The sequence below is a fragment of the Alistipes montrealensis genome (assembly GCF_018362775.1).
GTDB lineage: Bacteria > Bacteroidota > Bacteroidia > Bacteroidales > Rikenellaceae > Alistipes > Alistipes montrealensis.
The window spans coordinates 786,912-809,948 of the sequence record NZ_JAGYXY010000001.1 but is presented as its reverse complement, the minus strand read 5'-3'; the positions used below and the strand labels follow the sequence as shown (position 1 = coordinate 809,948).

The window sequence follows — 23,037 nt, the reverse complement described above, 5'->3', positions numbered from 1 at the left end:
GTTCTCTTTATGCGTTAGAAGTTGATGTCTACGCCTACCGAGAGGGTCCTGGGGTAGGCATAGCCCGTTCCCGAATCCTTTTGGTTGGTGCTCGACGATCCTGCCAGTTCGGGGTCGATGGTCTTGTTGTATCGTTTCAGCGGCGACCAGTAGCAGAGGTTCTCGCCCGAGAAGTAGACACGGGCGCGGTCGATGCCGATTTTGCGCGTGAGTTTCTGCGGCACGGTGTAACCGATCGTGAGGTTTTTCAGGCGCAGGTAGGCGAGATTCTGGATGTAGCGGTCGTTTTTCTCACCCAGCGAACCGCCCGAATAGGCGTTGTAACCACGCGGACGGGGGAAGTAGGCGTTGCGGTTGTCTTCCGACCAGCAGTTCGAATAGAAATCCTTGTGGATGAACGAGGTGGGCGGGAAGGCGTAGGGGCCCCAGAAGTCGTAGGATGCCTGTCCGGCTGCCGGATACCAGTCGCGGCGTCCGATGCCCTGGAAGAAGGCCGACACGTCGAAGCCCATCCAGTTGAAGCCCAGGCGGAACGAGTAGCTGTAACGCGGCAGCGAGTTGCCGATGATGCGCTTGTCGCCCGGATCGTCCACCGTGCCCGAACCTTCGGAGATGACGTTGTCGCCGTCGAGGTCGGCAAAGCGCACGTCGCCGGCGCGCAGGCGGTTGCCGGCCGGACCCTTACACTGGTAGACGCGGTTGTTGACCGCCTTGTCGTCGATCGTGGCCTGGTACTCGGCCGCTTCGCGGTCGGTCTTGAACAGTCCGTCGACATGGTAACCCCAGATTTCACCCAGCGCCTTGCCCACGTAGTGGTCCGAGATCAGCCGGTCGGGGTTGTTGTATTTGGTGATTTTGGTGATGTAGTCGCCGATCGAAGCCGAAACGTTGTACGAGAAGGCGCTTCCCGCCAACTGGAATTCGTCCTGCCAGCCGAGGGTGATCTCCCAGCCTTTGGTGCGCAGGTTGGCGCAGTTGGCTTTCGGGGTTTTGGCGCCGAAAACGTCGGGCAGGGTGAGCGAAGTGGTAAGCATGTCCTTCGTGTCGCGGATGTAGTAATCGCCCGTGAGGTTGAGGCGGCCGTTCAGCAGGCCCACGTCGAGACCCACGTCATAGGTGGTCACGGTCTCCCACGTCAGTCCCGACGACAAGGGGTCGGAGACGTTGGCGTAATAGCCTTTCTCCAATCCGTCGAAGGTGTAGGACATCTGGTTGTCGGTGCTGATCTGTTCGATGTAGGCGTAGTTGGCTACCTGCTGGTTGCCCAGGCTGCCCACCGAGAGACGCAGCTTGAGGTTGTTCATCACGTCGCGCACCGGTTCGAAGAACGACTCCTCGCTGATACGCCACGCAGCCGACGCCGAGGGGAAGAAGCCCCAGCGGTGGTCCGGCTCGAAGCGCGACGAGCCGTCGCCGCGGGCGCTCGCCTCGAAGATGTATTTGCCGTCGTAGTCGTAGTTCACGCGGCCGAAGAAACCCAGCGTGCGATAGGCCGAGATCGACTGCGAGAGGGTAATGGGACCCGTTGCCACGGTGAACGAGTCGATGTTGTCGCTCGACAGGCCGGTTTGCTTCACGTCGAGCGACGTGGAGCGGTAGTCCTCGTACTGGCCGCCGGCGGTAGCTTTGAAATGATGGCCGCCCCACGTATTTTCGTACGTGCCGTAGATGTTGACATTATGGCCTTTGTACCCGTAGTGCACCTCGCGGTAGGAGTTCTCGACCGAACCCGAAGTGAAGGTCTCCATAACACCCTGCTGGCGCGAATATTCGAACGTGTTGTTGCGGTATTTGTAGAGCCGGTCGCGCTGGCGGTAGTCGTAGGCCGCCGTGACGACGAGCTTTTTGAGGATCGTGATGTCGAACTGGTTCGAGAGCGTCAGGTAGCGGTTCTCCTTCGAGTTCTTCGAACGGTCGGCGCTCATCTGTCCGCCGCGGCCTGCGCCGATCGGGGAGTTCTTGCCCAACTGGTTGACATACTGTACGATCGTTCCGTCGGGATTGAACGGGACGAACGCAGCGCAGATGTTCGACTGCAGGGCGTTGATCGTGCCCTCGTAATCCGAGTGGCCGCCGTATTTGTACCCGGAGGTGTCGAAGCTGATGTTGTTCGAGTATTTCAGCCACGGGGTCATCTGGGCCGATACCTTCGTGCGGAAGGCGTAGTCGGTGTACTTGTCCTTGTTGATGTTGAACATGCCGTACTGCTGGTAGATACGGCCGCTGGCGTAATAGGTCACCTTGTCCGTGCCGCCCGAGAGCGAGAGGTTGTGCTCCTGCTGCGTGCGCACGCGGTTATAGAAATAGCCGTACCAGTCGAAATTGCCGTAATAGTAGTACTTGCCGTCGTCGCCCACTTCGACCCATGGACGGTCCGGGTGCTCCGTACGGTCGTTGCGGCGGTCGTAGAGTTTCTGCAGTCCGCCGTTCTCCTCGGTGTAGCGGAAAATGTTCATCGTGCCGTCCGACGAGTCGTTCATAAACTGGTTGACGATGCGTACGTGGTCGTAGCCGGTGGTGATGAAGTCGGTCGAGGTGGTGTTTTTGGCCCATCCGAAGCGTCCGTTGTAGGAGACGCGCGCACGTTCGCCTTTCTTACCCGCCTTGGTGGTGATGAGTACTACGCCGGCCGAAGCCTTGGCGCCGTAGATGGCGCACGACGAGGCGTCCTTGAGGACCGATACCGATTCGATGTCGTTGGGATTGATCTGGCTGAGGCTCACCTCCACACCGTCGGCCAGCACGAGCGGCGACCCGGTGTTGAGCGACACCGAACCGCGGATGTTGATGCTGTAAGCCGATTCGGGCGAACCCGTGCCGAAGGTGATGTTGACCGAGGGGTCGGCGCCCTGCAGGGCGTTGGCGGCCGAAACCACCGGGCGGGCGTTGAGGTCTTTGCCGCTGATGGTAGCTACGGCGCCCGAGAGGTTGGCCCTGCGCTGCGTACCGTAGCCCACGACCACCACTTCGTCCATCAGGTTGTCCGACTCTTTCAGGACGATTTCGAGCGGGGCGTTTCCACCTCCCGCCTTGATCTCTATGGTCTGGGAGATATAACCCAGGTAGGAGACGTTGATTTTGGCCGGGAATTTTACATCCTTCAGTTCAAAATCGCCGTCTATACCCGTCAGCGTGCCTTTCGAAGTCCCTTCGACAGCGACTGTCGCGGCGATGATCGGCTGTCCTTTGACATCGGTCACCCGTCCGTGCAGGGTGTTTGCGGCCGCAGCCGTTTTAGCGGGAGCCGCGGGTTGTTTCTTGGTGACGGAGATGCGGCGTCCGTCGATGGTGCAGGTTACGTTCTGCCCGGCGAATACCTGGTCGAGGACTTCGCGGATGGTTGCGTTTTTGGCCGAAACGGAGATGCGTTTGCCGAGGTCCACTTCGTCCGAACTGATGATGATGGAGTAGTTTTCCGTACGGTTCAGCGTGGCTACGGCCTCCTGAACGGTCACGTTCTTCAACTCGAGGTTGATTCCCTTTTCCTGCGCAAGGGCTGCCGCAGGGCTGAGTAACATACAGAGAATAACCAGGTAGAGGAGTCTCGCAAAGCGAGTTCCCCGACGATTGTAGTCGTTTCCCATGATAGGTTTATTTAAGGTTCTAGTTTAGGTGCGGGCATGCCGGGGTCGGTGGCATCCGGGCGGGTCACAGAAAAGAAACAGAAAAGGAAGCTGATGAAGGGAATTGTCGTTAATTATTCATAGGCGTTTCGGTTTTTGCGTTCGGTTGGTTTTGGGAAGAATTCAGCGGGATCAGTTTGACGAGAGGTAGATGACTCCGTCGCGACGCAGGACTTGCATCTTATGATTGGAATTGATAGCGGATAGTATCTGGTCCAGATTTTCGTTGTTGGTGAAATAGGCGAAATAGCGCGCCTGGGCAAGTGTTTCATCGAGAATGACGATCTGCGTGCCGAACAGGCGTTCGAGGTCGGCCGCAATGTCGCGCATGCGCAGGTTGAAGAAGTGGATGGCCCTGTTTTCGGCGAAGGACTTGAAGTAGCCGGGGCGGAACGATGTAAGGTCGATGTCGCCCGAGGTGCGGTCGTACTGCACCATGTCGCCCGGTTTCATCACCAACTGCTGCTTGCGCGCTTTGGTGTTGATGTCGAACTGGACGGACCCTTCTACCAGCAACACCTCGACGCAATCGGTGTTCGCATAGGATTTGAAGTTGAATTTGGTCCCCAGGACGCGGATGCCGACTTCGCCCGATTGGATGATGAAGGGCTTGCGGGGATTTTTCGCCACGTCGGCGAATATTTCGCCTTCGACGAAGATGCGGCGCTCTTTGCCTGTAAATGCCGACGGGTAGGTGATGCGGCTGCCGGAGTTCAGGTGCAGGAGCGTACCGTCGGGAAGCGCCAGTTCGGCGGTTTCGCCGCAGGGAACCTGCTGTTCGAGCCATTCGACTCCGGGCTGGCGGTCGGTGTAGAGCAGCCAAACGGCGCACAGCAGCGGAATGACGAGCACCGCGGCGATACGCTGGCTCCATGTAACGATGCGTGCGCGGTGCGATGCTGCGGGCTTCTGCCCTCCGGCGATCCCCAGCCGGTGGGCGACGCGTCCGAAAGCCGCACGGGCTGCCGTATCGTCATCGACGTGCAGGCTGTCGAAAAGTTCGGCCAACTGTGTCTCCGGGTCCGGGTTTTCGCCGTGCTCTGCGAGCCACATCTGCACTTCGAGCTGCTCCTGTGCGGAGAGTTCGTTGTCGAAATATTCGTTTAACTTGGTCATAGGTCCTTTTCTCTGTTCGCCGCCGGATGCGGAGCCTTCCTCCGGTCATCCTGCTGTATAAAGAACAACGAAGCGGCCCCTGTTACGTAACCGGAACTACAAAAAAAGTGAAAAAAATCGGAAAAATCAACAGAGCGTGCTGTGGAGGTCCTTTAATGCCAGTTCGATGTGCTTGTCGACGGTGCGTACCGAGAGTCCCAGGCGCTCGGCGATTTCGCGGTTGGAGAGGTGCTCGTAACGGCTCATGCGGAAAATCAGTTGCCGCTGGGGCGGCATTTTCGAGATGCCCTGCATCAGCAGCGCATTCAGTTCCGTGTAGTTGTACTGCTCCTCTGCGGAACCGGCGCGGTCCGCGATGTCGCGGTCGCTCAGTTGGGGCAGCAGCGAGAGCATGGTGGTCCGCTTGGCTTTGAAGATGTTGTAGATTTCGTGTTTGGCCAGTACGAACAGGTAGTTCTTCACCGACTGGGTGCTGTCGAGTTTCTCGCGGTGAATCCAGAGTTTCATGAAGATGTTCTGGGCGATGTCTTCCGACATGTGGTCGTCCTTGAGCATTCCGCGGATGAAGTGCAGCAGCGTGGGGTAGTAGCGCACGAAGAGTTGTTCGTAAGCGTTCACGTCGCCCCGGATGATCGCCGAGATCAACTCGCTGTCGTTTTGCTGCCTGCCGAAAATGAACTTCATGGTACGCTGTTTGTGTCGTTTGCGGTACTGTTTTAGCCGTCGATGGCCGTGATCAAAGATATGAAAGATTTTTTCAAAGATGGAACACAATCGGGTTACAAAATGATAAAAAAAATTGACCGACAGTTCAAAAACTGTCGGTCAATGTAGCTTAAAGCGTTGTCTGTTAATTGCTTGATAGCTGTTCCCTACAAGTCCGAATTCCACTCGCCGTCGGCGTCGGCGTAGATCACCGGCCGCGACTTTTCGACCGATTTGAGCCATTCGTAGGCTTTGTACATGTTGTAGCCGTTGCCCGAAGGACCGCCCAGTTCATAGGCGATGACGCAGGTAAAATTACGCGAACGGTAGTACATCGCCTTCACGCGTTCGAGGTAGTCGCCGACGAGTTTCGGGTCGTTCGAGGGTGTGCCTCCGACCGTGCGGTCGCCGCTCCGCTGCGGGGCGTTGATATTGGCCCGGTCGATGACGTAAAGTCCCAGTTCGTCGCACAGTTCGTAGAACCATGCCGGCTGGGGATAATCCGGGCAAATGGTGTTTTTGCCGCCGGCTTTCAGCGCTTTGAGTTCTGCGAGCGTCGTCTTGCGGTCGGAGGCGGCGTTGTATTCGGCCTTGACCAGTTTAAGTTCCTTGCCCAGCCGCATGATGCGTCCGTCGATGAGTTCGGTCTTGCCGAAGCCGATCTTCATCGGCATGTACTCCTTGTAAACCCCGTTGCGGCGCGTGAAAAGCATCACTTTGTAGAGCGGCGGCGTTTTACTCCCGGCCTCCCATTTGTTTTCGTAGGTGTGGTAAATAAAGGGACTGAAACGCACCGTGTCGGTCGAACGGCCCGGGATCGTGATCTCGGTCATGTTGAATTCGAGCAGTTTGCCCTGCGGCGAGTAGATGTCGTAGCCGACGGTGACGGGTTCCTCGTAGTTGTACGAGTTGCGGGCCACGATCGCCAGGTCCAGGATGCCGAACTTACGGGTCGAGTCAGGGACGAGTGCGATTTCGAAGTCGCCGATCGAACGTTTGTTCTGGTAGTATAGGTAGCTGTTTTCGAAGGGTTTGCGTTTGGCGGGAATGGCGTTGAGCTGCTCGGCTGCGGCGTTGCGCAGGATCAGTTTCAGCGAGTTTTTGCCCTGGCGGATGTAGGGCGTAAGTTCGAATTCAGCGGGTGTCGCAGAGTCCTCGACCTCGGCCACGACCTGGTCGTTGACCAACAGCGTATAGGCCGAACGGGTGTTTTCGAGGTGCAGGTAAACGTCGCCGTCGGTCCAGACGTAGGGGATTTCGATCTCCTGTCCCACGATCGACACGGCGTCTGCTGCCGCTGCTATTTCGGGATTAAAGGCCATCCAGTAGCCTCCGGCCTCGCGGTTGCGGGCTTCGGCGTCGTGGCGTGCATCGTAAGGGACGACTTCCGTGCGGTAGACGCGGCCCCCTGCGGCTGCCATCGGGACCGGGTTCCTCTCCTCCATCTGCGCTGCCGCAGAGAGTGTGCAGGCTGCCAGTGCAGCCGTCAATATCGTTCGTTTCATCGTTTACAGGGGTGTATGACTCGGACAAAGGTACTTTTTTTTTGACAAATCACAAATAATCGCTAACTTTGTCAATTCAGGAAAAACCACTGAAAATACAGATATAATCAAGATATGAAAACGCAGAGAATCGTAGAAATTCTGAAGTCGGGCGCTGTCGATACCGATGTCGTCGTCAAAGGTTGGGTGCGCACCAAGCGCGGTAACAAGAACGTGGCGTTCATCGCCCTGAACGACGGGTCGTGCGTAGGTAATATACAGGTAGTGGTCGATCTGGCGAAGATCGCCGAGGAGCAGCTCAAGCCGGTGACTACGGGCGCATGTCTGCGTGTCGACGGTCGTCTGGTCGCATCTCCGGGTTCGGGCCAGGGCGTCGAAGTCCAGGCCGAAAAGATCGAGGTTTACGGCACGGCCGATCCCGATACCTATCCTTTGCAAAAGAAGGGCCACTCGCTGGAGTTCCTGCGCGATATCGCTTACCTGCGTCCGCGCACCAACACCTTCGGGGCGGTGCTCCGCATCCGTCATGCCATGGCCTACGCCATTCATGAATATTTCAACAAAAACGGTTTTTATTACTTCCATACCCCGATCATTACCGCTTCGGACTGCGAAGGCGCCGGTGCGATGTTCCAGGTGACCACGCTCGACCTGAACAACCTTCCCCGGACCGAGGAGGGCAAGATCGACTATGCACAGGACTTCTTCGGCAAGTCGTGCAACCTGACCGTGTCGGGCCAGCTCGAAGGCGAGTTGGGGGCGCTGTCGCTGGGCCGCATCTACACTTTCGGCCCCACGTTCCGTGCCGAAAACTCGAATACCCCGCGTCATGCGTCGGAATTCTGGATGATCGAGCCCGAAGCGGCCTTCTACGAGTTGGAGGACAACATGGAACTGGCCGAGGATTTCCTCAAATACCTCATTCAGTATGCACTGGACAACTGCCGGGAGGACCTCGAATTTATGAACAAGATGTGGGACCAGGGACTGCTGGAACGTTTGAACTTCGTGCTGCACAACGATTTCAAGCGCCTCGACTATACCGAGGGTATCGAAATCCTGAAGGCTTCGGGCCGCAAGTTCGAATTTCCCTGCGACTGGGGCTGCGACTTGCAGTCCGAGCACGAGCGTTACCTCGTCGAGGAGCACTTCAAGCGTCCGGTTATCCTGATCAACTACCCGAAGGATATCAAAGCGTTCTACATGAAGCAGAACGACGACGGCAAGACGGTACGCGCTATGGACGTATTGTTCCCCGGAATCGGCGAAATTATCGGCGGTTCGGAGCGTGAGGCCGACTATGGCAAACTTCATGCAAGAGTTACCGAATTAGGCATGAGCGAGAAGGAGCTCTGGTGGTATCTCGATACCCGCCGCTGGGGTTCCGCTCCCCACTCGGGCTTCGGCCTGGGCTTCGACCGGCTGTTGCTTTTCGTGACGGGCATGACCAATATCCGTGACGTGCAGCCGTTCCCGCGTACGCCGCAGCACGCTGATTTTTAAGAAGAAACCAAACCCGAATGATGAAGAGACCAAATTAGAATGCTGTAATTCTTAATTTGGACCCAATATGGCTATTAATCAGAAACAGGTACTTTCGCTTCAGCAGAAGCTCTCTCCGCAGCAAATCCAGATGATCAAGCTGTTGGAACTGCCCACCGTGCAGCTCGAACAGCGTATCAAACAGGAAATCGAAGACAATATCGTGCTGGAAGAAGAGGAGCGTTCGACGGAAGACGAGGAGCAGCAGCCCCAGCAGATTTCCGTCGACGAATACCTCCGTGAAGACGACACGCCGTCGTACAAGAGTCGCATCAACAATTTTTCGAAGGACGACAAGCAGCGCCCGGTCTACCTGACCGAAGGGCGTTCGATGCAGGAATATCTCGTCGAACAACTGGGCTACCGCAACCTTCCGGAGCGCGACATGCGGCTGGCGGTCTACCTGATCGGCAGCATCGACGAGGACGGTTACCTGCGCCGCGACCTGGAGTCCGTGGCCGACGACATCGCCTTCACGATGGGCCTCGAAACGACGGCCGAAGAGTTGGAGCACCTGCTCGGAATCATCCACGAACTCGAACCGGCGGGCATCGGGGCCCGTGATCTGCGCGAATGCCTGCTGTTGCAAATGGCCCAGATGCCGATCAACACCCGTTCGCGGCGGCTGGCCAAAAAGATTCTCACCAACTACTTCGACGAATTCGTCAAGAAGCACTACGAGAAGTTGATGGCGCGGCTGCAAATTTCCGAGGACGATTTCCGCGATGCGATCGCCGAGATCAAGCACCTGTCGCCCAAGCCCGGGAACCTCTACACCGGGGGCGGCATGGATACCACGCCTTATATCATTCCCGATTTTATCCTCGACTATCAGGACGGGCGGTTCAGCCTCTCGCTGAATTCCTACAACGTTCCCGAGGTGCGCGTCAACCGCCGCTATATGGAGATGATCCGCGAGATGGTGGGGGCCGACGGACTGGTCAAGGAGAAGGACAAGGAGGCTATCCAGTTCGTGAAGAACAAGATCGACTCCGCGAAGTGGTTTATTTCGGCCATCAAGCAGCGGCACGATACGCTGATGCGCACGATGCAGACCATCTTGGACTACCAGCAGGAGTATTTCAAGGACGGCGACAAGTCGAAACTGCGCCCGATGATCCTCAAGGACATCGCCGATCGCACGGGGCTCGACGTGTCGACCATTTCGCGTGTGGTGAACAGCAAGTATGTGCAGACGCAGTTCGGGATCATCCTCCTCAAATCGCTCTTCTCGGAGGCCATGCAGACCGATTCGGGCGAGGAGGTATCGAGCTACGAGATCAAGAACATCCTCCAGCAGTGCATCGACGAGGAGGACAAACGCCGCCCGCTGACCGACGAGACGCTGATGGATATCCTCAATTCGAAGGGTTACCGCATCGCGCGGCGTACCGTAGCCAAATACCGCGAGATGCTTGGAATACCCGTAGCACGCTTGCGGAAGCAGATATAAAAGTGGGCGGTCGGATCGCTGTCCGCCGTTGTTGCCGCCGCCTTTGGCGTCGTTTGCAAATCGGACCTACTCCCAAAAAACGCCTCAGGCGGGGCTTTGTCGCGACGCACCCGGAATTTCGCCGTGAAGATCGCGCCGGATTATGTAAATAAATGGAACGCATGAATTACACGAAACTTTCGACCGGCATATCCTGGGTCCTGCACCCGTTTCTGCTGCCTGTCTACCTGATGGCGGTGCTGCTGACGATGACCACTTTCGCGCACTATCCTCCCAATGTGAAGTTCTACCTGCTGTGGGTGGTGGCGCTCTATGCGATTGTTATTCCGATCCTGTCGCTCGGCGTGCTGCGCTCGCTGGGCCGCATCTCCGATTACCGGGTCGACGACCGGAGGGAGCGGTTCCTGCCGCTGCTCGTCGGGGCTGTCTGCTATGTGCTGTGCGCCATTACCATTGCAAAAATCCCTTCGGCGATTTTCCTGCGTAAATTTATGATTGCCGCAGCCTGCTGCGAAGTGCTGTGCCTCGTGGTGTCGTTCTACTGGAAAATCAGCCTCCACCTTACGGGTATGGGGGCCGTCGTGGCGCTGCTCGTGGTGATGAACGTCGTCGGCGTGGGCAACATGCTTGTTCCCCTCATGGTCACGATCCTCTGCGCGGGGGCGCTCGCATCGGCGCGCCTCTACCTCGGATGCCATAACGGCCGGCAGGTGCTGGCCGGGTTCTGCGGCGGTTTTGCCGTAGCCCTCCTTGCGGTACTTTTTCTGTAAGGTTCCGTATATAAACAAAAAACCGGTCGGGGTATCCCGACCGGTTTTTTTGTGTTGTTGCCGTGATCTAAACGCAGCCCTGGGCGAGCATGGCGTTGGCAACCTTCATGAAACCGCCGATGTTGGCGCCCACGACGTAGTTGATGTAACCGTCGGCCTGGGTTCCGTACTGGACACAGACTGAGTGGATATTCTGCATGATGGATTTCAACTTGGCGTCGACCTCCTCGGGCGACCAGGTGAGGCGCATCGAGTTCTGGGTCATTTCGAGTCCCGAGGTGGCCACACCGCCGGCATTAGCTGCCTTGCCCGGGGCATAGAGCAGTTTGTTCTGCTGGAAGATGCGGATGGCGTCGGGCGTCGAGGGCATGTTGGCGCCTTCGGCTACGCACATGCAGCCGTTGGAAACCAATGCCTGCGCTTCGTCGCCGTTCAGTTCGTTCTGCGTGGCGCACGGCATGGCGATGTCGCACTTTACGCTCCACGGACGTTCGCCGGGGTAGTAGGTTGCCGACGGATACTTGTCGGCGTACTCCTTGATACGGCCGCGGAAGATATTTTTCAGTTCCATGACGTATTCCAGTTTCTCGGGGCTGATGCCTTCGGGATCGTGGATGTAACCCGACGAGTCGGAGAGCGTCACGACCTTGGCGCCCAGTTCCGTAGCCTTCTGGCAGGCATACTGGGCGACGTTGCCCGAGCCGGAGATGCAGACCGTCTTGCCCTTGAACGAGTCGTTGCGCGTGGCGAGCATTTCCTGGGCGAAATAGCAGGTTCCGTAGCCCGTGGCTTCGGGGCGCAGCGGGCTGCCGCCCCAGTCGCGGCCCTTGCCGGTGAGCGTGCCGGTGAATTCGTCGCGCAGGCGCTTGTACTGGCCGAACATGAAGCCGATTTCACGGCCGCCGACGCCGATGTCGCCTGCCGGAACGTCGGTGTCCTGGCCGATGTGGCGTTGCAGTTCGGTCATGAACGACTGGCAGAATTTCATCACTTCGTTGTCTGACTTCCCCTTCGGGTTGAAATCAGAACCGCCTTTGCCGCCGCCCATCGGGAGCGTCGTGAGGCTGTTCTTGAAGGTCTGCTCGAAAGCCAGGAATTTGAGGATTGAGAGGTTCACCGAGGGGTGGAAACGGATACCTCCCTTGTAGGGACCGATGGCGCTGTTCATCTGGATGCGGTAACCGCGGTTGATTTCGATTTCGCCTTTGTCGTTGAGCCAGGGTACGCGGAATATGATCACGCGCTCGGGTTCGGCAATGCGTTCCAGCACCTTCATTTTCTGCAGGATGGGGCTGGTTACGATGTGGGGCGCCAGCGATTCGGCCACCTCGCGGACGGCCTGGTGAAATTCCGGCTCTCCGGGATTACGTGTAATCAACCGGGCCATGAAATCTTCGACGTACTGTTGGGCTTGTTCGTTCATAAGCGATTCGATTTTGAGGGGTTTGTGTTATTTCTCGCCCCTAAAAATAGAACATTTATCGGAGTTTTGCAACTTCTTTAAGAAATTCGTAAAATATTTTATTTACGAAGATTCTCCATTTGCTTACTGTCTGCGAAAGAGTTGGGTTATAGGGATAAAAATCCGTAATGAAAAATGACGGATTTGCAGTAAATCCGTCATTGAAATTTTTTTTATTTTTTTTTCTGTTTTTTTCGCCGGAAAGTCCGTGTTATTTTGAAAAGGCAAAACCGACGTAGACGTTCTTGTATTTCGACAGCAATGCGGTAGCCGTTGAAAAGTAAGAAACCTTGCTGCCGAGTGCCGTTACGACTTCGACGAGTTTGGTGACCGGGAAGACCAGTACCAGCTCCGTGCCGCTGATGTAGGCGTGGCCGGGAACCGATCCCAAGTTGAATTTTCCCTTGGCGAAGTGGAGCGTTACGACGTGCGTCGGAGCGTCGTATTCGTAGGTCCCCGAGAGTGTGTGGGTCCCGAGCGTTGCGGTAAAGGTGTCGTCGTCCTTCGAGAAGGTGAACGTACCGGCGCCGGGCCGGATTCCCGCCTTCGCGTAGGCTTTTTCGAGTTGTTTGACGACGGCGGTTTCGAGGGCCGCACCGCCGACTTCCGAGGCGATGTCGCCTCCTTCGAACTTGACGCCCGGACCCGTATAGTTCCATGTTCCGGCAAGGGCATATTGCGTCAGTTTGCCGTCGGTGGCTTTGTCAGCGGCCGCTGTGGCGGCTTTTTTCAGGGCGTCTTTCCAATCCTGAGCTGCGGTCGGTCCGCCGAGCAGGAGCAGGGAGAGCAGGGGTAATAGCAGTTTTTTCATCATCTATAGGGCGTTCCGTTATAGTTCGTCGAGTTCGCGCAGCCACGCCGCCGCCGAGGCGTCGGAGGGCATGCGCCAGTCGCCGCGGGGCGAAAGGGCTACCGAACCCACCTTCGGGCCGTCGGGCATGGCCGAACGTTTGAATTGCTGGGTGAAGAAGCGGCGGAAGAAGACGGTGAGCCACCGGAGGATCGTAGCGCGGTCGTAGCTCCCGTCGAAGGCCTGTTCGGCCAGCAGCAGGATTTTCGCCGGGCCGTATCCCGCGCGCAGGAAATTGTAGAGGAAGAAATCGTGAAGTTCGTAGGGACCCACGAGGTCCTCGGTTTTCTGCGCGATTTTCCCTTCGGCGTCGGCCGGGAGCAACTCGGGGCTGACGGGGGTGTCGATGATGTCGAGCAGCGCGGCGCGCGTGGCGGCGTCTTTCTCCGTGTGGGCGGCCCATTTCACCAGATGGCGCACCAGGGTCTTGGGAACCGAGGCGTTGACGCCGTACATCGACATCTGGTCGCCGTTGTAGGTGGCCCAGCCCAGCGCCAGTTCCGAGAGGTCGCCCGTGCCGACCACGAGTCCGCATTCCATGTTGGCTACGTCCATCAGGATTTGCGTGCGTTCGCGCGCCTGGGCGTTTTCGTAGGCTGCCGAGCGGTCCGCAGGGTCGAGGCCGATATCCCTGAAGTGCTGGAGGCAGGCGTCGCGGATGGGGATTTCGCGGATGGTGACGCCCAGCCCGCGCATCAGGCAGAGCGCATTGTTATAGGTGCGGTCGGTGGTTCCGAATCCGGGCATTGTGATTCCGATGATGCCCGAGCGGTCGAGCCGCAGTTTGTCGAAAGTCCGGACCGTGACGAGCAGTGCGAGGGTCGAATCGAGTCCGCCCGAAATGCCGACGACGGCTTTTTCGGCACGGGTGTGGGTCAGCCGCTGGGCCAGTCCGTGCGACTGGATCTGGAAGATTTCCTCGCAGCGTTCGCTCCGGTCCGTCTCGTCCTTGGGAACGAAGGGCATCGGGTCGATGTCGCGGTCGAGCACCACGCCGCGGAGTCCTTCGGGAATCTCCATTTCGATGACGGTGTTCTCCGTAGCTCCTTCGTTCGCGCGGAACGAGGTGTTGCGGCGGCGTTCGAATTCCAGCCGCTCGATGTCCACGTCGGCGACGACGAGTTGTTCGTCGGGCGAGAAGCGTGCGGACTCGCGCAGCACTGCGCCGTTTTCGGCGATGATGCCGTTGCCGGCGAACACGAGGTCGGTGGAGGATTCGCCGAAGCCAGCCGAGCAGTAGACGTAGGCCGCGATTGCGCGGGCCGACTGCTGGGCCACGAGTTGCCGCAGGTAGGCGTGCTTGCCGACCGCTTCGGGCGAGGCCGAGAGGTTGAAGATTACTTTTGCGCCGTTGAGCGCTAGTTGCGACGACGGAGGCATGGCAGTCCAGAGGTCCTCGCAGATTTCGATGCCGAATTCCGTGCCGTTGATTTCGAACGTGAGGTCGGCGCCGAAGTCGGCCTCGTGGCCTGCGACGACGATGTGTTCTTCGGAAATTCCGGCGCCCGATGCGAACCAGCGGTTTTCGTAGAATTCCCCGTAGTCGGGGATATGGGTCTTGGGGACTACCCCCAGCACACGCCCCTGCGTAAAGACCACGGCGCAGTTGTAGAGTGTCGAGCCGTGGCGCAAGGGGACGCCTGCGATCAGCGTGAGGGGCAGTTTACGCGTGGCGCGCACGAGGCGTTCCAGCGCCGTGTCGGCTGCGTCGAGCAGCGTCGGCTGTAACAGGAGGTCGCCGCAGGTGTAGGCCGTGACGCTCAGTTCGGGGAATGCTACGATCTCGACGCCCCGCCGGGCGGCCTCCTCGGCCATCGCGACCATCCGCTCGGTGTTGTAGTCGCAGTCGGCGACCCGTACGTGCGGAATAGCCGCCGCTACCTTCAGAAAACCGAAATTGTCCATAGGTTATCTTTTTATTCGCACCACAGCTGCGCCAGGTTCAGGATCACCTGCTGGGCCTTGTGCATCGTCGTGAGCGAGCAGTATTCGAATTTGCCGTGGAAGTTCATGCCGCCGGTGAAAAGATTGGGGCAGGGCAGTCCCATGAACGAGAGACGTGCGCCGTCGGTTCCGCCGCGGATGGGCCTTACGAGCGGTTTCACGCCGGCCGTCTCCATCGCTTTCAGGGCTTTGTCGATCACCTGCGGGTGCGGCTCGACCATCTTGCGCATGTTGAAATACTGGTCCTTGAGCGTGAGTTTCAGCACGTCGTCGCCGTATTTCTTTTTCAGCAGGTCGACGCACGCCCACATGAAGACCTTCTTCTGCTCGAACTTGTCGGCGTCGTGGTCGCGGATGATGTAGCTTACCGAGGCATTTTCGACCGTGCCGTTGAGCCCGACGCAGTGGTAGAATCCTTCGTATCCTTCGGTGAACTGCGGGCGTTCCGAGGCGGGCAGCAAACTTTGCAACTCGCATGCCACGTCGATGGCGTTGATCATCTTCGCCTTGGCGTAACCCGGGTGGACGTTGCGGCCCTGGATCTCGATCTTCGCGCTCGCGGCGTTGAAGTTTTCATACTCCAGTTCGCCCTCCATGCCGCCGTCGACCGTGTAGGCGAAGTCGGCGCCGAAGGCCTTCACGTCGAAGAAATCGACGCCGCGGCCCACCTCCTCGTCGGGGGTGAAGCCGATGCGGATTTTGCCGTGTTTGATCTCGGGGTGCGAGAGCAGGTATTCCGCGGCAGTCATGATCTCTGCGACGCCCGCCTTGTCGTCGGCGCCGAGCAGCGTCGTGCCGTCGGTATGGATCAGCGTGTGGCCCTTGAAGAAGGTCAGTTCGGGGAAGTCCGAAACCTTCATCGTGAGTTGTCCGTTGAGCGGGATGTCGCTGCCGTCGTACTCTTCGATCACACGGGGTTTGATCTCCTTGCCGCTCATGTCGGGCGAGGTGTCCACGTGGGCGATGAAGCCGATGACGGGGGCGTTCTCACACCCTTTCGAGGCGGGGATCGTGCCCATCACATAGCCGTATTGATCCATCGTGACCTCGGTCATGCCGAGGGTCTCCATTTCGTCGCGCAGGGCCGCGAGCAGGACCTTCTGTTTTTCGGTCGAGGGGAATGTCGTGCTGTTTTCGTCCGACTGCGTGTCGAACGATACGTATTTCAGAAAACGTTCTTTCAAGTCCATTGTCGTTGCAGATTAAATGTTACTCTTCCTTTTTTGCCCGCAGGGTGTGCCATGCGAAGTAGCCGATCAGTACGAGGTACATCGCAAGGCCGGTCCACTCGGCAGCGTTCGACGAAGCCCAGCCGGAGAGGAACCAGTCGACGCCGACAAATTTCAGGATGGCGCTTACCACACCCATCAGCGCGCCGCCGGCGATGAAGCCCGAGGCGATCAGCGTGCCGCGGTCGAAGCGGGCCTTGTTCAGCCCTTCGTCCTTCGAACGGTTCGAGACGAACCAGGCCACCAGTCCGCCCACGACCAGCGGGGCATTCAGCTCCATCGGGATGAACATGCCCAGCGCGAAGGCCAGGGCCGGAACGCCGATCGAGGTCAGTACCAGCGCCAGCGCCGCACCGCAGAAGTAGAGCATCCACGGGGTCTGGCCGCCGGTCATCAGGGGCTGGATCACAGCCGCCATGGCGTTGGCCTGCGGGGCGACCAACGCCCCTTCGCCTACGAAGCCGTAGGATTTGTTGAGGATGATCATTACGCCGGCCACGGTTGCTGCAGCAACGAACGTGCCGAGGAATTTCCACGCTTCCTGCTTCTTGGGCGTCGTGCCGAGCCAGTAGCCGATCTTGAGGTCGGTGATGAAGCCGCCCGCCATCGAAAGGGCCGTGCAGACCACGCCGCCGATCACGAGCGCTGCGGTCATGCCCGTCGTGCCGCTCAGGCCGACGCTCACCAGCACCAGCGACGAGAGAATCAGCGTCATCAGCGTCATGCCCGAAACGGGGTTTGTACCCACGATGGCGATGGCGTTGGCCGCAACGGTCGTAAAGAGGAATGCGATGACGAAGACGATCAGGATGGCCGTGACGGATTGTGCCCAGCCGTCGAGAAGCCCGACGTGGAAAAAGACGAAGATCGAGATGAGTGTGGCGATCAGAATGGTGAGGATGCGTTTCATCGAAATGTCGCGCTGTGTACGCTCGGGAGCCGCGACCACGCTTTTGCCGCCGCCGAACTCCGAGACTGCGAGGCCTACGGCCTGGCGGATGATTTTCGACTGGCGGATGATGCCGATGATACCGGCCATGGCGATGCCGCCGATGCCGATGGGTTTGCCGATGAAGGCGAAGAGATTTTCTGCCGTGAAGATCGACTGCGGGTTGGCGAGGATGTCGGCACGCGTGACGCCCAGCAGCGAGACCATTGCGGCGGGGTCGACGGCGTCGGCCAGCGAGCCGACCATCGGCACGAGTATGAACCACACGAGACACGAGCCTGCGGTGATGATCATGGCGTATTTCAGGCCGATGATGTATCCCAGGCCCAGCACGGCGGCCGAGGTGTTGAGTCCGAAGACTACTTTGAACTTGTCGGCGGCGACGTTGCCCCATTCGCAGATGCGTGTCGAGACCGACTCGGTCCACAGTCCGAACGTGCCGACCACGAAGTCGTACAATCCGCCCACGAGTCCCGCGACGGCCAGCAGTTTGGCCTGGTTACCGCCCTTCTCGCCCGAGACGAGGACTTCGGTGGTCGCCGTGGCTTCGGGGAAGGGGTATTTGCCGTGCATCTCCTTGACGAAGTATTTGCGGAAGGGGATCAACAGCACGATGCCCAGCAGGCCGCCGAACAACGACGAGAGGAACACCTGCCAGAAGGCGGCGTCGAGCCCCAGGATGTAGAGCGCCGGGAGGGTGAAAATCGCTCCGGCGACGATCACGCCCGACGAGGCGCCGATCGACTGGATGATGACGTTCTGCCCCAGCATGTTTTTCTTGCCCAGTACCGATCCCATGCCCACGGCGATGATGGCGATCGGGATGGCGGCCTCGAAGACCTGGCCGACCTTGAGGCCGAGGAATGCGGCGGCGGCCGAGAAGACGATGGCCATGACGATGCCCATGATGACGGAATAAGGCGTCACCTCCTTCGGATTCGACGAGGCGGGCATCACGGGAACGTACTCTTCGCCCGGCTTGAGTTCGCGGTAGGCGTTTTCGGGCAGCGAAGTCTGGATTTTGTTCGGTTCCATGTATGTTCGTTTTTGATTTTGATTACCGGTTGTCGCCGCTGCCGGTGATGTGGTTGCGCTGCATGCGCGAGCGGAGTTTGTCGACATTCATCTGCGCCACCTCGTCCAGTTCGTAGCCAAGGTCGCGCGAAAGGGTGGCGCAGTACCACAGCACGTCGCCGATTTCCTTGACGATTTCGAGTTTCTTCTCGGGGGTGAACTCCTCGTGGGCGTCGCGAATCACTTTTTTGACCTTGTCGGCCACTTCGCCCGCTTCGCCCGTAAGTCCGAGCGTGGGGTAGATGATGCGGCGGTCGTCGGGGTAAATTGCCGTTTCGAGGGCGTGCTGCTGGTATTCGTTGAGTGTCATGGCTTTGATTTGAAAGTTTACAAGAGACAAAAATAGCAAAATAATTTAAGAATACGCAGTAAAAAGCCCCGGTTCCTGCGGAAAACGGGGCGGCGGGTCGTAAATAGAGGCGGTCGGGTGCTAGATGCGGCGGTTGGGACCTGCCGCCCGGAAGGGTGCTGAAACATTGATAACTAAACAGGCTGTGCAATTGCACAGCCTGTTTAGTTTCGTGGGGCGGATCAGAGCGTGTTCAGCGTCGCCCGGGCATTGCGGAGGGTTTGTTCCCAACCGTCGAAGGCGACGGACGAGCGGAACGGCTCCAGCAGGTTATGGAGGGTTTGCAGTTTCGCTTCGTCGCCGCTGAATTCCGTTTTCAGCAACCGGATTTTCTCCCAGTCCTGGATGCCTTCGACGAGACGTTCGAAACGGATCGACGAGCGGCCTTCGGGATAGACGAGGTAGGTATCCCCGGCGGCCCAGGTGCGGAACCGCGAGTCGCGGATCGGGTCCTCGACCCACGAGTTGTAGGCCCAGCGCAGGAATCCGTCGTAATCTTCGGCTGCGGCGTACCAGCTCAGGTAGGTCGCCTCGGCCGGGGCCGATGACGTATAGGTATTGGGGAATCCCGACGAGCAGCAGACGTAGAACGTGGTCGTGAGGCCTTCGCTGCGGCGTTGGGCGATGTCGGCCTGTTCGATCGGGCCGAAGATGCTGGCGCACATGTCCTTGATATAGGGATACTGCTTGAAGATCTTGTGGTTGTCGGCCAGCGCAATGCCCAGTTCAGGGGCGACCTCTTTGAGCAGGGCGGTCGCTTCGGCCATTACTTCGGGGGAGCGTTCGTCCATGGCGATGTTGGTGATGTCGAGCCATCCTTTCCGGCGGAGGTGATCGGCGAAGGCGGGCAGGAACGGGCTCCACATCTCGCGGAAAGCAGGCGTGCCCGGATCGGCCTTGACATCGACGAATTCGCCCGTTACGGCGTCCTTGTAGTGGAGCATGTTGTTCCACGGCAGCATCGAGTAGCAGTTGATATACTTGCCGATACCCAGTTCGAGCATAAACTCTACCCAGCGGTCGAAAACCGTGAAGTCGTACTCCCACGTACCGTCCGCAAGACGTGTCCAGACGATCATATCGGCATAGGCGTCATAGCACTGGTTGTTCCAAGGCTCCTTGTTGAGCGTCGCCGTGATGACCTTCTGCCCGGCGTCGGCGAGTTGTTGCATCGTCGGCCGCATCCGTTCGAAATGTTCGTCGCTCCAGACGGGAACCCCTTCGACGCGCGCCACGGCAGCCGGATGCTGCCACAGGTCGAGGTGGTAGGCCCACTCGGAGGGAGCGGGTAGGGTACGTTCCGTAACGTTCAGGTGCAGGGTCAGCGTTTCGTCGACGCCTTTGCCCTTCACGTTGATCTGGGAGGTATAGTGTCCGGGGGCGGCGTCGCGCGGGATGTCGACCGTAATCCAGAGGGGACGGGTCGACCGGGCGGGCATGTCGAATGAGGCGGCCTCGTCGAGCAGGTCCGCTTCGAGGTGCGCCGGATTGTTTGCCGGCCGGGCGCCGCACGCCTGATCGGGCAGGAAACGGTCGCTGACGACGTATTTCACGAAGCGCACACGGGTGATGCCGGCGAGTTTAGCGCCGTCGGCCGCACGAAAATCACTTGCTGTGCAGGTCAAACCGTCGACAGCCGCGGGAGCGGAGACGACCGCCTGGGCCGAGACTTTCTCGCCGCGCCAGCCTGTGAGGGTCGCTTCGTTCGTAACGGCGTCTTCGTAGGGCGTCGTGCGGGGATAGCGGAGGTCTGTCGAGCCGAACGAGACGACGGGAGTTTCGATCCCGGTCCACGCTTCGGGATTCTCACCCTGCGGATCGGCCGGTTCCGTCCAGTCGAAATGCGAGACGGCCGTCTGCGACGGGGTCCCGGTGCAGGAGAGCAATGCCAGCAGGGGCAGAGCAAGCAGGTGTGTTTTCATAAGATAAGAACGGTTTATTGGGGGTTCGCTTTCCGATTCGTTTTTCCGGATACGGTCAGAGAGCTTCCAGTACCCGGTCTAGCCCTATGCCGTGCGAGCCTTTGATCAGCACGAGGGCATTCTCCACGGGGGAGACTTTCAGCAGCGAAAGCAGGTCGTCGCGTGTGGGGCAGAGCGTGACGTTGGCCGGCTTTTCCGCGAGGTTGTCGTAGGCTTTGGCAAATTCGGAGCCGACGAGCAGCAGTTCCGCCGCGGGATTCTGCGCCGCCAGCGAGATGATCGCGGCGTGTTCGTGTTCGGACCACTCGCCCAGTTCGAGCATGTCGCCCAGGATCAGCACCCGGCGACAGCGTTCTCCGAGCGGTTCGGCCAAAAAATTCCCGACCGAAGCCCGCATGCTCGACGGATTGGCGTTGTAACAGTCGGCAACGAGCGTGTTGCGGGCCGTTTCGACCCGCTGCGAGCGGTTGTTGTCGGGGACGTAGCCGGCAATGGCGTGGCGGATGCGTTCGTCGGGAACGTCGAAATAGCGTCCTATGGCGACAGCCGCCGCGATGTTGAACCGGTTGTAGCTGCCGTCCAGGTGGTTCTCGACGCCGTCGGCCAGCGATACGGAGTAATATTCGGTAGCCAGCGAGTCGCGCTCGGAGGCCATGCTCGTCAGGATTTCGTCGTCGGCCGGAACGAAGGCGTGGCCTCCGTTTGCCGCGAGGAAGTCGAACAACTCGCCTTTGCCGCGGCGCACGCCCTCTGGTCCCCCGAAGCCCAGCAGGTGGGCCATGCCGATGTTGGTCAGGGTCCCGTAGTTCGGTTCGGCGATCGACGCCAGCAGGGCCAGTTCGCCGCAGGCGCTCGCGCCCATCTCCACCACGCCGAACTCCGTGTCGCGGGTCATCGAGAGCAGCGTCAGCGGAACGCCGATGTGGTTGTTGAGGTTGCCGTGGGTGGCGTAGACTTCGAACCGCTCGGCCAGCACGCGGCTGACGAGTTCCTTCGTGGTGGTTTTGCCGTTGCTGCCCGAGATGGCGAGGATCGGAATCCCGAGTGCCCGGCGGTGCTCGCGGGCGAGGTCCTGCAAGGCTTTCAGCGTGTCGTCGACGAGCAGGATGCGCTGGTGTTCATCGGAAGCCGCGACCTCCGGACTGTCGGAGACGGCATATGCCGCGCCTTTTTCCAACGCTTCCAGAACGAAGCGGTTGCCGTCGAACGTGGCGCCCCGCAGGGCGAAAAAGATCGAATCCGGTTCGATCCGGCGCGTGTCGGTCGAGATACGGGGGTATTTGCTGAAAAGGTCGTATAGTTCGGACATGGAAGGTTTTGTTAAAAGTCCCCCTGCGGAAGGGGGATTCGGAAGGAATGTCGTATAGAGTCCAAACACATCTGATTCATTGAATCAGATGTGTTTGTCTCCGTTGTGGAACTTGACTTCGTCGATGAATTTTTTGATGTTCTGCTCTTCGGAGCGGGGACAGATCAGCAGCACGTCGTCCGTGTCGACGACGATATACTCCTTCAGGCCGCTGATCACGGCGATCTTGTCCTTCGGGAGCGAGACGATCGAACTGCGTGTTTCGTAGAGGTAGCAGCCGTTCTCGGGAATGGCATTGGCGTAACGGTCCTTGCGCGAGTGCTGGTAGACCGATCCCCACGTTCCTACGTCGCTCCAGCCGAACTCGCCGCAGCGGACATAGACGTTGTCGGCCTTCTCCATGATGCCGTAATCGATCGAGATGGCGCGGCACTCCGAGAAGGCGATCTCCACGACGTTGCGTTCGGCGTCGGTCCCGATGGCGCGCATCACGCCGCTGAACAGTGCGTGGTGTTCGGGGAGATACTTTTCGAAGGCTTCGACGATCGAGCGCACCTTCCAGATGAAGATGCCCGAGTTCCAATAGAACTCCCCGGATTGCAGGAAAACCTGGGCCAGTTCGAGGTCGGGCTTTTCGGTGAAGCATTTGACCTTGCTGATCGGATTGTTGTCCGAGACCTGGATATAGCCGTAGCCCGTGTCGGGACGCGTGGGCTTGATGCCCACGGTCATCAGTGCATCGTGTTCCGATGCAAAGGCGAGGCATTCGGCGATGATCTCCCGGAAGTCGTCCTCGTTGAGGATCAGGTGGTCGGCTGGGGTGACGATCATTTCGGCGTCGGGGTTCTGCTTCATCAGTGTATAGGCCGCATAGGCGACGCACGGGGCCGTGTTGCGCCCTACCGGTTCGCAGAGTATCTGTTTTTCGCCGATTTCCGGAATGTGTTCCAGTACCAGGCCCTTGTATTTGTCGTTGGTCACCACGAGGAAATTCTCCGCCGGAACCATCTTTGCAAAGCGTTCGTAGGTGTGGCGGATAAAGGATTTGCCTGTTCCGAGGATGTCGAGAAACTGCTTGGGCATCGACTGCCGGCTTTTGGGCCAGAAGCGTGATCCGATGCCGCCCGCCATGATGACACAATATTTATTGTTAGCCATGAGTTATTATATGGAGTTAACTTCGACAAAGATAAAAATATTTTAGTAACTTTGCCGCCTATTGGAAAATTAATTTT

At 58.8% G+C, this 23,037-nt stretch carries 16 protein-coding genes; 3 read left to right on the top strand and 13 right to left on the bottom strand.

Features of this window, described 5'->3' with window-relative positions; translation table 11 throughout:
- Positions 1-14: 14 nt before the first annotated feature.
- The 4 genes from KG007_RS03140 to KG007_RS03125 all read right to left on the bottom strand — a co-directional run bounded on the left by KG007_RS03140 (position 15) and on the right by KG007_RS03125 (position 6,949).
- Positions 15-3,518, bottom strand: coding sequence for a TonB-dependent receptor (locus KG007_RS03140; RefSeq protein ID WP_249413236.1), 3,504 nt, complete (start codon positions 3,516-3,518; stop codon positions 15-17).
- 237 nt (positions 3,519-3,755) lie between these two features.
- Positions 3,756-4,739 (bottom strand): FecR family protein, encoded by a 984-nt coding sequence (locus tag KG007_RS03135; RefSeq protein ID WP_213347315.1) that lies wholly within the window; start codon positions 4,737-4,739, stop codon positions 3,756-3,758.
- 126 nt (positions 4,740-4,865) lie between these two features.
- On the bottom strand, positions 4,866-5,423 hold the full coding sequence (locus tag KG007_RS03130; RefSeq protein WP_195458555.1) for an RNA polymerase sigma-70 factor: 558 nt from the start codon (positions 5,421-5,423) through the stop codon (positions 4,866-4,868).
- Between the two features lie 188 nt (positions 5,424-5,611).
- Positions 5,612-6,949: a glycoside hydrolase family 2 TIM barrel-domain containing protein gene (locus KG007_RS03125; RefSeq protein WP_213347314.1), complete on the bottom strand. Its 1,338-nt coding sequence runs from the start codon at positions 6,947-6,949 to the stop codon at positions 5,612-5,614.
- A 114-nt stretch (positions 6,950-7,063) separates the two neighbouring features.
- On the opposite strand from KG007_RS03125, the gene asnS reads away from it, so the two are divergent.
- The 3 genes from asnS to KG007_RS03110 all read left to right on the top strand — a co-directional run bounded on the left by asnS (position 7,064) and on the right by KG007_RS03110 (position 10,714).
- Positions 7,064-8,452, top strand: coding sequence for an asparagine--tRNA ligase (asnS, locus tag KG007_RS03120; protein ID WP_195458553.1), 1,389 nt, complete (start codon positions 7,064-7,066; stop codon positions 8,450-8,452).
- A 67-nt stretch (positions 8,453-8,519) separates the two neighbouring features.
- Entirely contained in the window at positions 8,520-9,944 is a 1,425-nt protein-coding gene (rpoN, locus tag KG007_RS03115; protein ID WP_195458552.1) for an RNA polymerase factor sigma-54, read from the top strand.
- Positions 9,945-10,105: 161 nt separating this feature from the next.
- Positions 10,106-10,714, top strand: a complete 609-nt coding sequence (locus tag KG007_RS03110) for a hypothetical protein (RefSeq protein ID WP_213347313.1) — start codon at positions 10,106-10,108, stop codon at positions 10,712-10,714.
- A 67-nt stretch (positions 10,715-10,781) separates the two neighbouring features.
- On the opposite strand, the gene gdhA is transcribed toward KG007_RS03110, so the two are convergent.
- The 9 genes from gdhA to KG007_RS03065 form a co-directional block, all read right to left on the bottom strand.
- Positions 10,782-12,137 carry an NADP-specific glutamate dehydrogenase gene (gene gdhA, locus KG007_RS03105; RefSeq protein ID WP_195458550.1) on the bottom strand — a complete coding sequence of 452 codons (1,356 nt, stop codon included), beginning with the start codon at positions 12,135-12,137 and terminating at the stop codon, positions 10,782-10,784.
- A 250-nt stretch (positions 12,138-12,387) separates the two neighbouring features.
- Positions 12,388-12,990 (bottom strand): DUF4923 family protein, encoded by a 603-nt coding sequence (locus KG007_RS03100; RefSeq protein ID WP_249413227.1) that lies wholly within the window; start codon positions 12,988-12,990, stop codon positions 12,388-12,390.
- Between the two features lie 15 nt (positions 12,991-13,005).
- Positions 13,006-14,931, bottom strand: a complete 1,926-nt coding sequence (locus KG007_RS03095) for an NAD(+) synthase (protein ID WP_213347312.1) — start codon at positions 14,929-14,931, stop codon at positions 13,006-13,008.
- 11 nt (positions 14,932-14,942) lie between these two features.
- Complete coding sequence (gene pepT / locus KG007_RS03090) at positions 14,943-16,160, bottom strand: peptidase T (RefSeq protein ID WP_213347311.1); 1,218 nt, start codon at positions 16,158-16,160, stop codon at positions 14,943-14,945.
- A gap of 19 nt (positions 16,161-16,179) precedes the next feature.
- Entirely contained in the window at positions 16,180-18,183 is a 2,004-nt protein-coding gene (locus KG007_RS03085; RefSeq protein ID WP_195458547.1) for an OPT family oligopeptide transporter, read from the bottom strand.
- 22 nt (positions 18,184-18,205) lie between these two features.
- Positions 18,206-18,532, bottom strand: coding sequence for a nucleoside triphosphate pyrophosphohydrolase family protein (locus tag KG007_RS03080; RefSeq protein ID WP_195458546.1), 327 nt, complete (start codon positions 18,530-18,532; stop codon positions 18,206-18,208).
- Positions 18,533-18,753: 221 nt separating this feature from the next.
- Entirely contained in the window at positions 18,754-20,493 is a 1,740-nt protein-coding gene (locus KG007_RS03075; RefSeq protein WP_213347310.1) for a DUF4091 domain-containing protein, read from the bottom strand.
- 55 nt (positions 20,494-20,548) lie between these two features.
- Positions 20,549-21,802, bottom strand: coding sequence for a UDP-N-acetylmuramoyl-tripeptide--D-alanyl-D-alanine ligase (locus tag KG007_RS03070; RefSeq protein ID WP_213347309.1), 1,254 nt, complete (start codon positions 21,800-21,802; stop codon positions 20,549-20,551).
- Positions 21,803-21,886: 84 nt separating this feature from the next.
- A complete protein-coding gene (locus KG007_RS03065; RefSeq protein ID WP_195458543.1) occupies positions 21,887-22,960 on the bottom strand; it encodes a mannose-1-phosphate guanylyltransferase in 1,074 nt (357 codons plus the stop codon).
- Between the last annotated feature and the right edge of the window lie 77 nt (positions 22,961-23,037).

Excerpts from the sequence above, each read along its gene's own strand:
- KG007_RS03140 (WP_249413236.1), bottom strand. The coding sequence starts at position 3,518 with ATGTTACTCAGCCCTGCGGCAGCCCTTGCGCAGGAAAAGGGAATCAAC.
- KG007_RS03135 (WP_213347315.1), bottom strand. The coding sequence starts at position 4,739 with ATGACCAAGTTAAACGAATATTTCGACAACGAACTCTCCGCACAGGAG.
- KG007_RS03130 (WP_195458555.1), bottom strand. The coding sequence starts at position 5,423 with ATGAAGTTCATTTTCGGCAGGCAGCAAAACGACAGCGAGTTGATCTCG.
- KG007_RS03125 (WP_213347314.1), bottom strand. The coding sequence starts at position 6,949 with ATGAAACGAACGATATTGACGGCTGCACTGGCAGCCTGCACACTCTCT.
- asnS (WP_195458553.1), top strand. The coding sequence starts at position 7,064 with ATGAAAACGCAGAGAATCGTAGAAATTCTGAAGTCGGGCGCTGTCGAT.
- rpoN (WP_195458552.1), top strand. The coding sequence starts at position 8,520 with ATGGCTATTAATCAGAAACAGGTACTTTCGCTTCAGCAGAAGCTCTCT.
- KG007_RS03110 (WP_213347313.1), top strand. The coding sequence starts at position 10,106 with ATGAATTACACGAAACTTTCGACCGGCATATCCTGGGTCCTGCACCCG.
- gdhA (WP_195458550.1), bottom strand. The coding sequence starts at position 12,137 with ATGAACGAACAAGCCCAACAGTACGTCGAAGATTTCATGGCCCGGTTG.
- KG007_RS03100 (WP_249413227.1), bottom strand. The coding sequence starts at position 12,990 with ATGATGAAAAAACTGCTATTACCCCTGCTCTCCCTGCTCCTGCTCGGC.
- KG007_RS03095 (WP_213347312.1), bottom strand. The coding sequence starts at position 14,931 with ATGGACAATTTCGGTTTTCTGAAGGTAGCGGCGGCTATTCCGCACGTA.
- pepT (WP_213347311.1), bottom strand. The coding sequence starts at position 16,160 with ATGGACTTGAAAGAACGTTTTCTGAAATACGTATCGTTCGACACGCAG.
- KG007_RS03085 (WP_195458547.1), bottom strand. The coding sequence starts at position 18,183 with ATGGAACCGAACAAAATCCAGACTTCGCTGCCCGAAAACGCCTACCGC.
- KG007_RS03080 (WP_195458546.1), bottom strand. The coding sequence starts at position 18,532 with ATGACACTCAACGAATACCAGCAGCACGCCCTCGAAACGGCAATTTAC.
- KG007_RS03075 (WP_213347310.1), bottom strand. The coding sequence starts at position 20,493 with ATGAAAACACACCTGCTTGCTCTGCCCCTGCTGGCATTGCTCTCCTGC.
- KG007_RS03070 (WP_213347309.1), bottom strand. The coding sequence starts at position 21,802 with ATGTCCGAACTATACGACCTTTTCAGCAAATACCCCCGTATCTCGACC.
- KG007_RS03065 (WP_195458543.1), bottom strand. The coding sequence starts at position 22,960 with ATGGCTAACAATAAATATTGTGTCATCATGGCGGGCGGCATCGGATCA.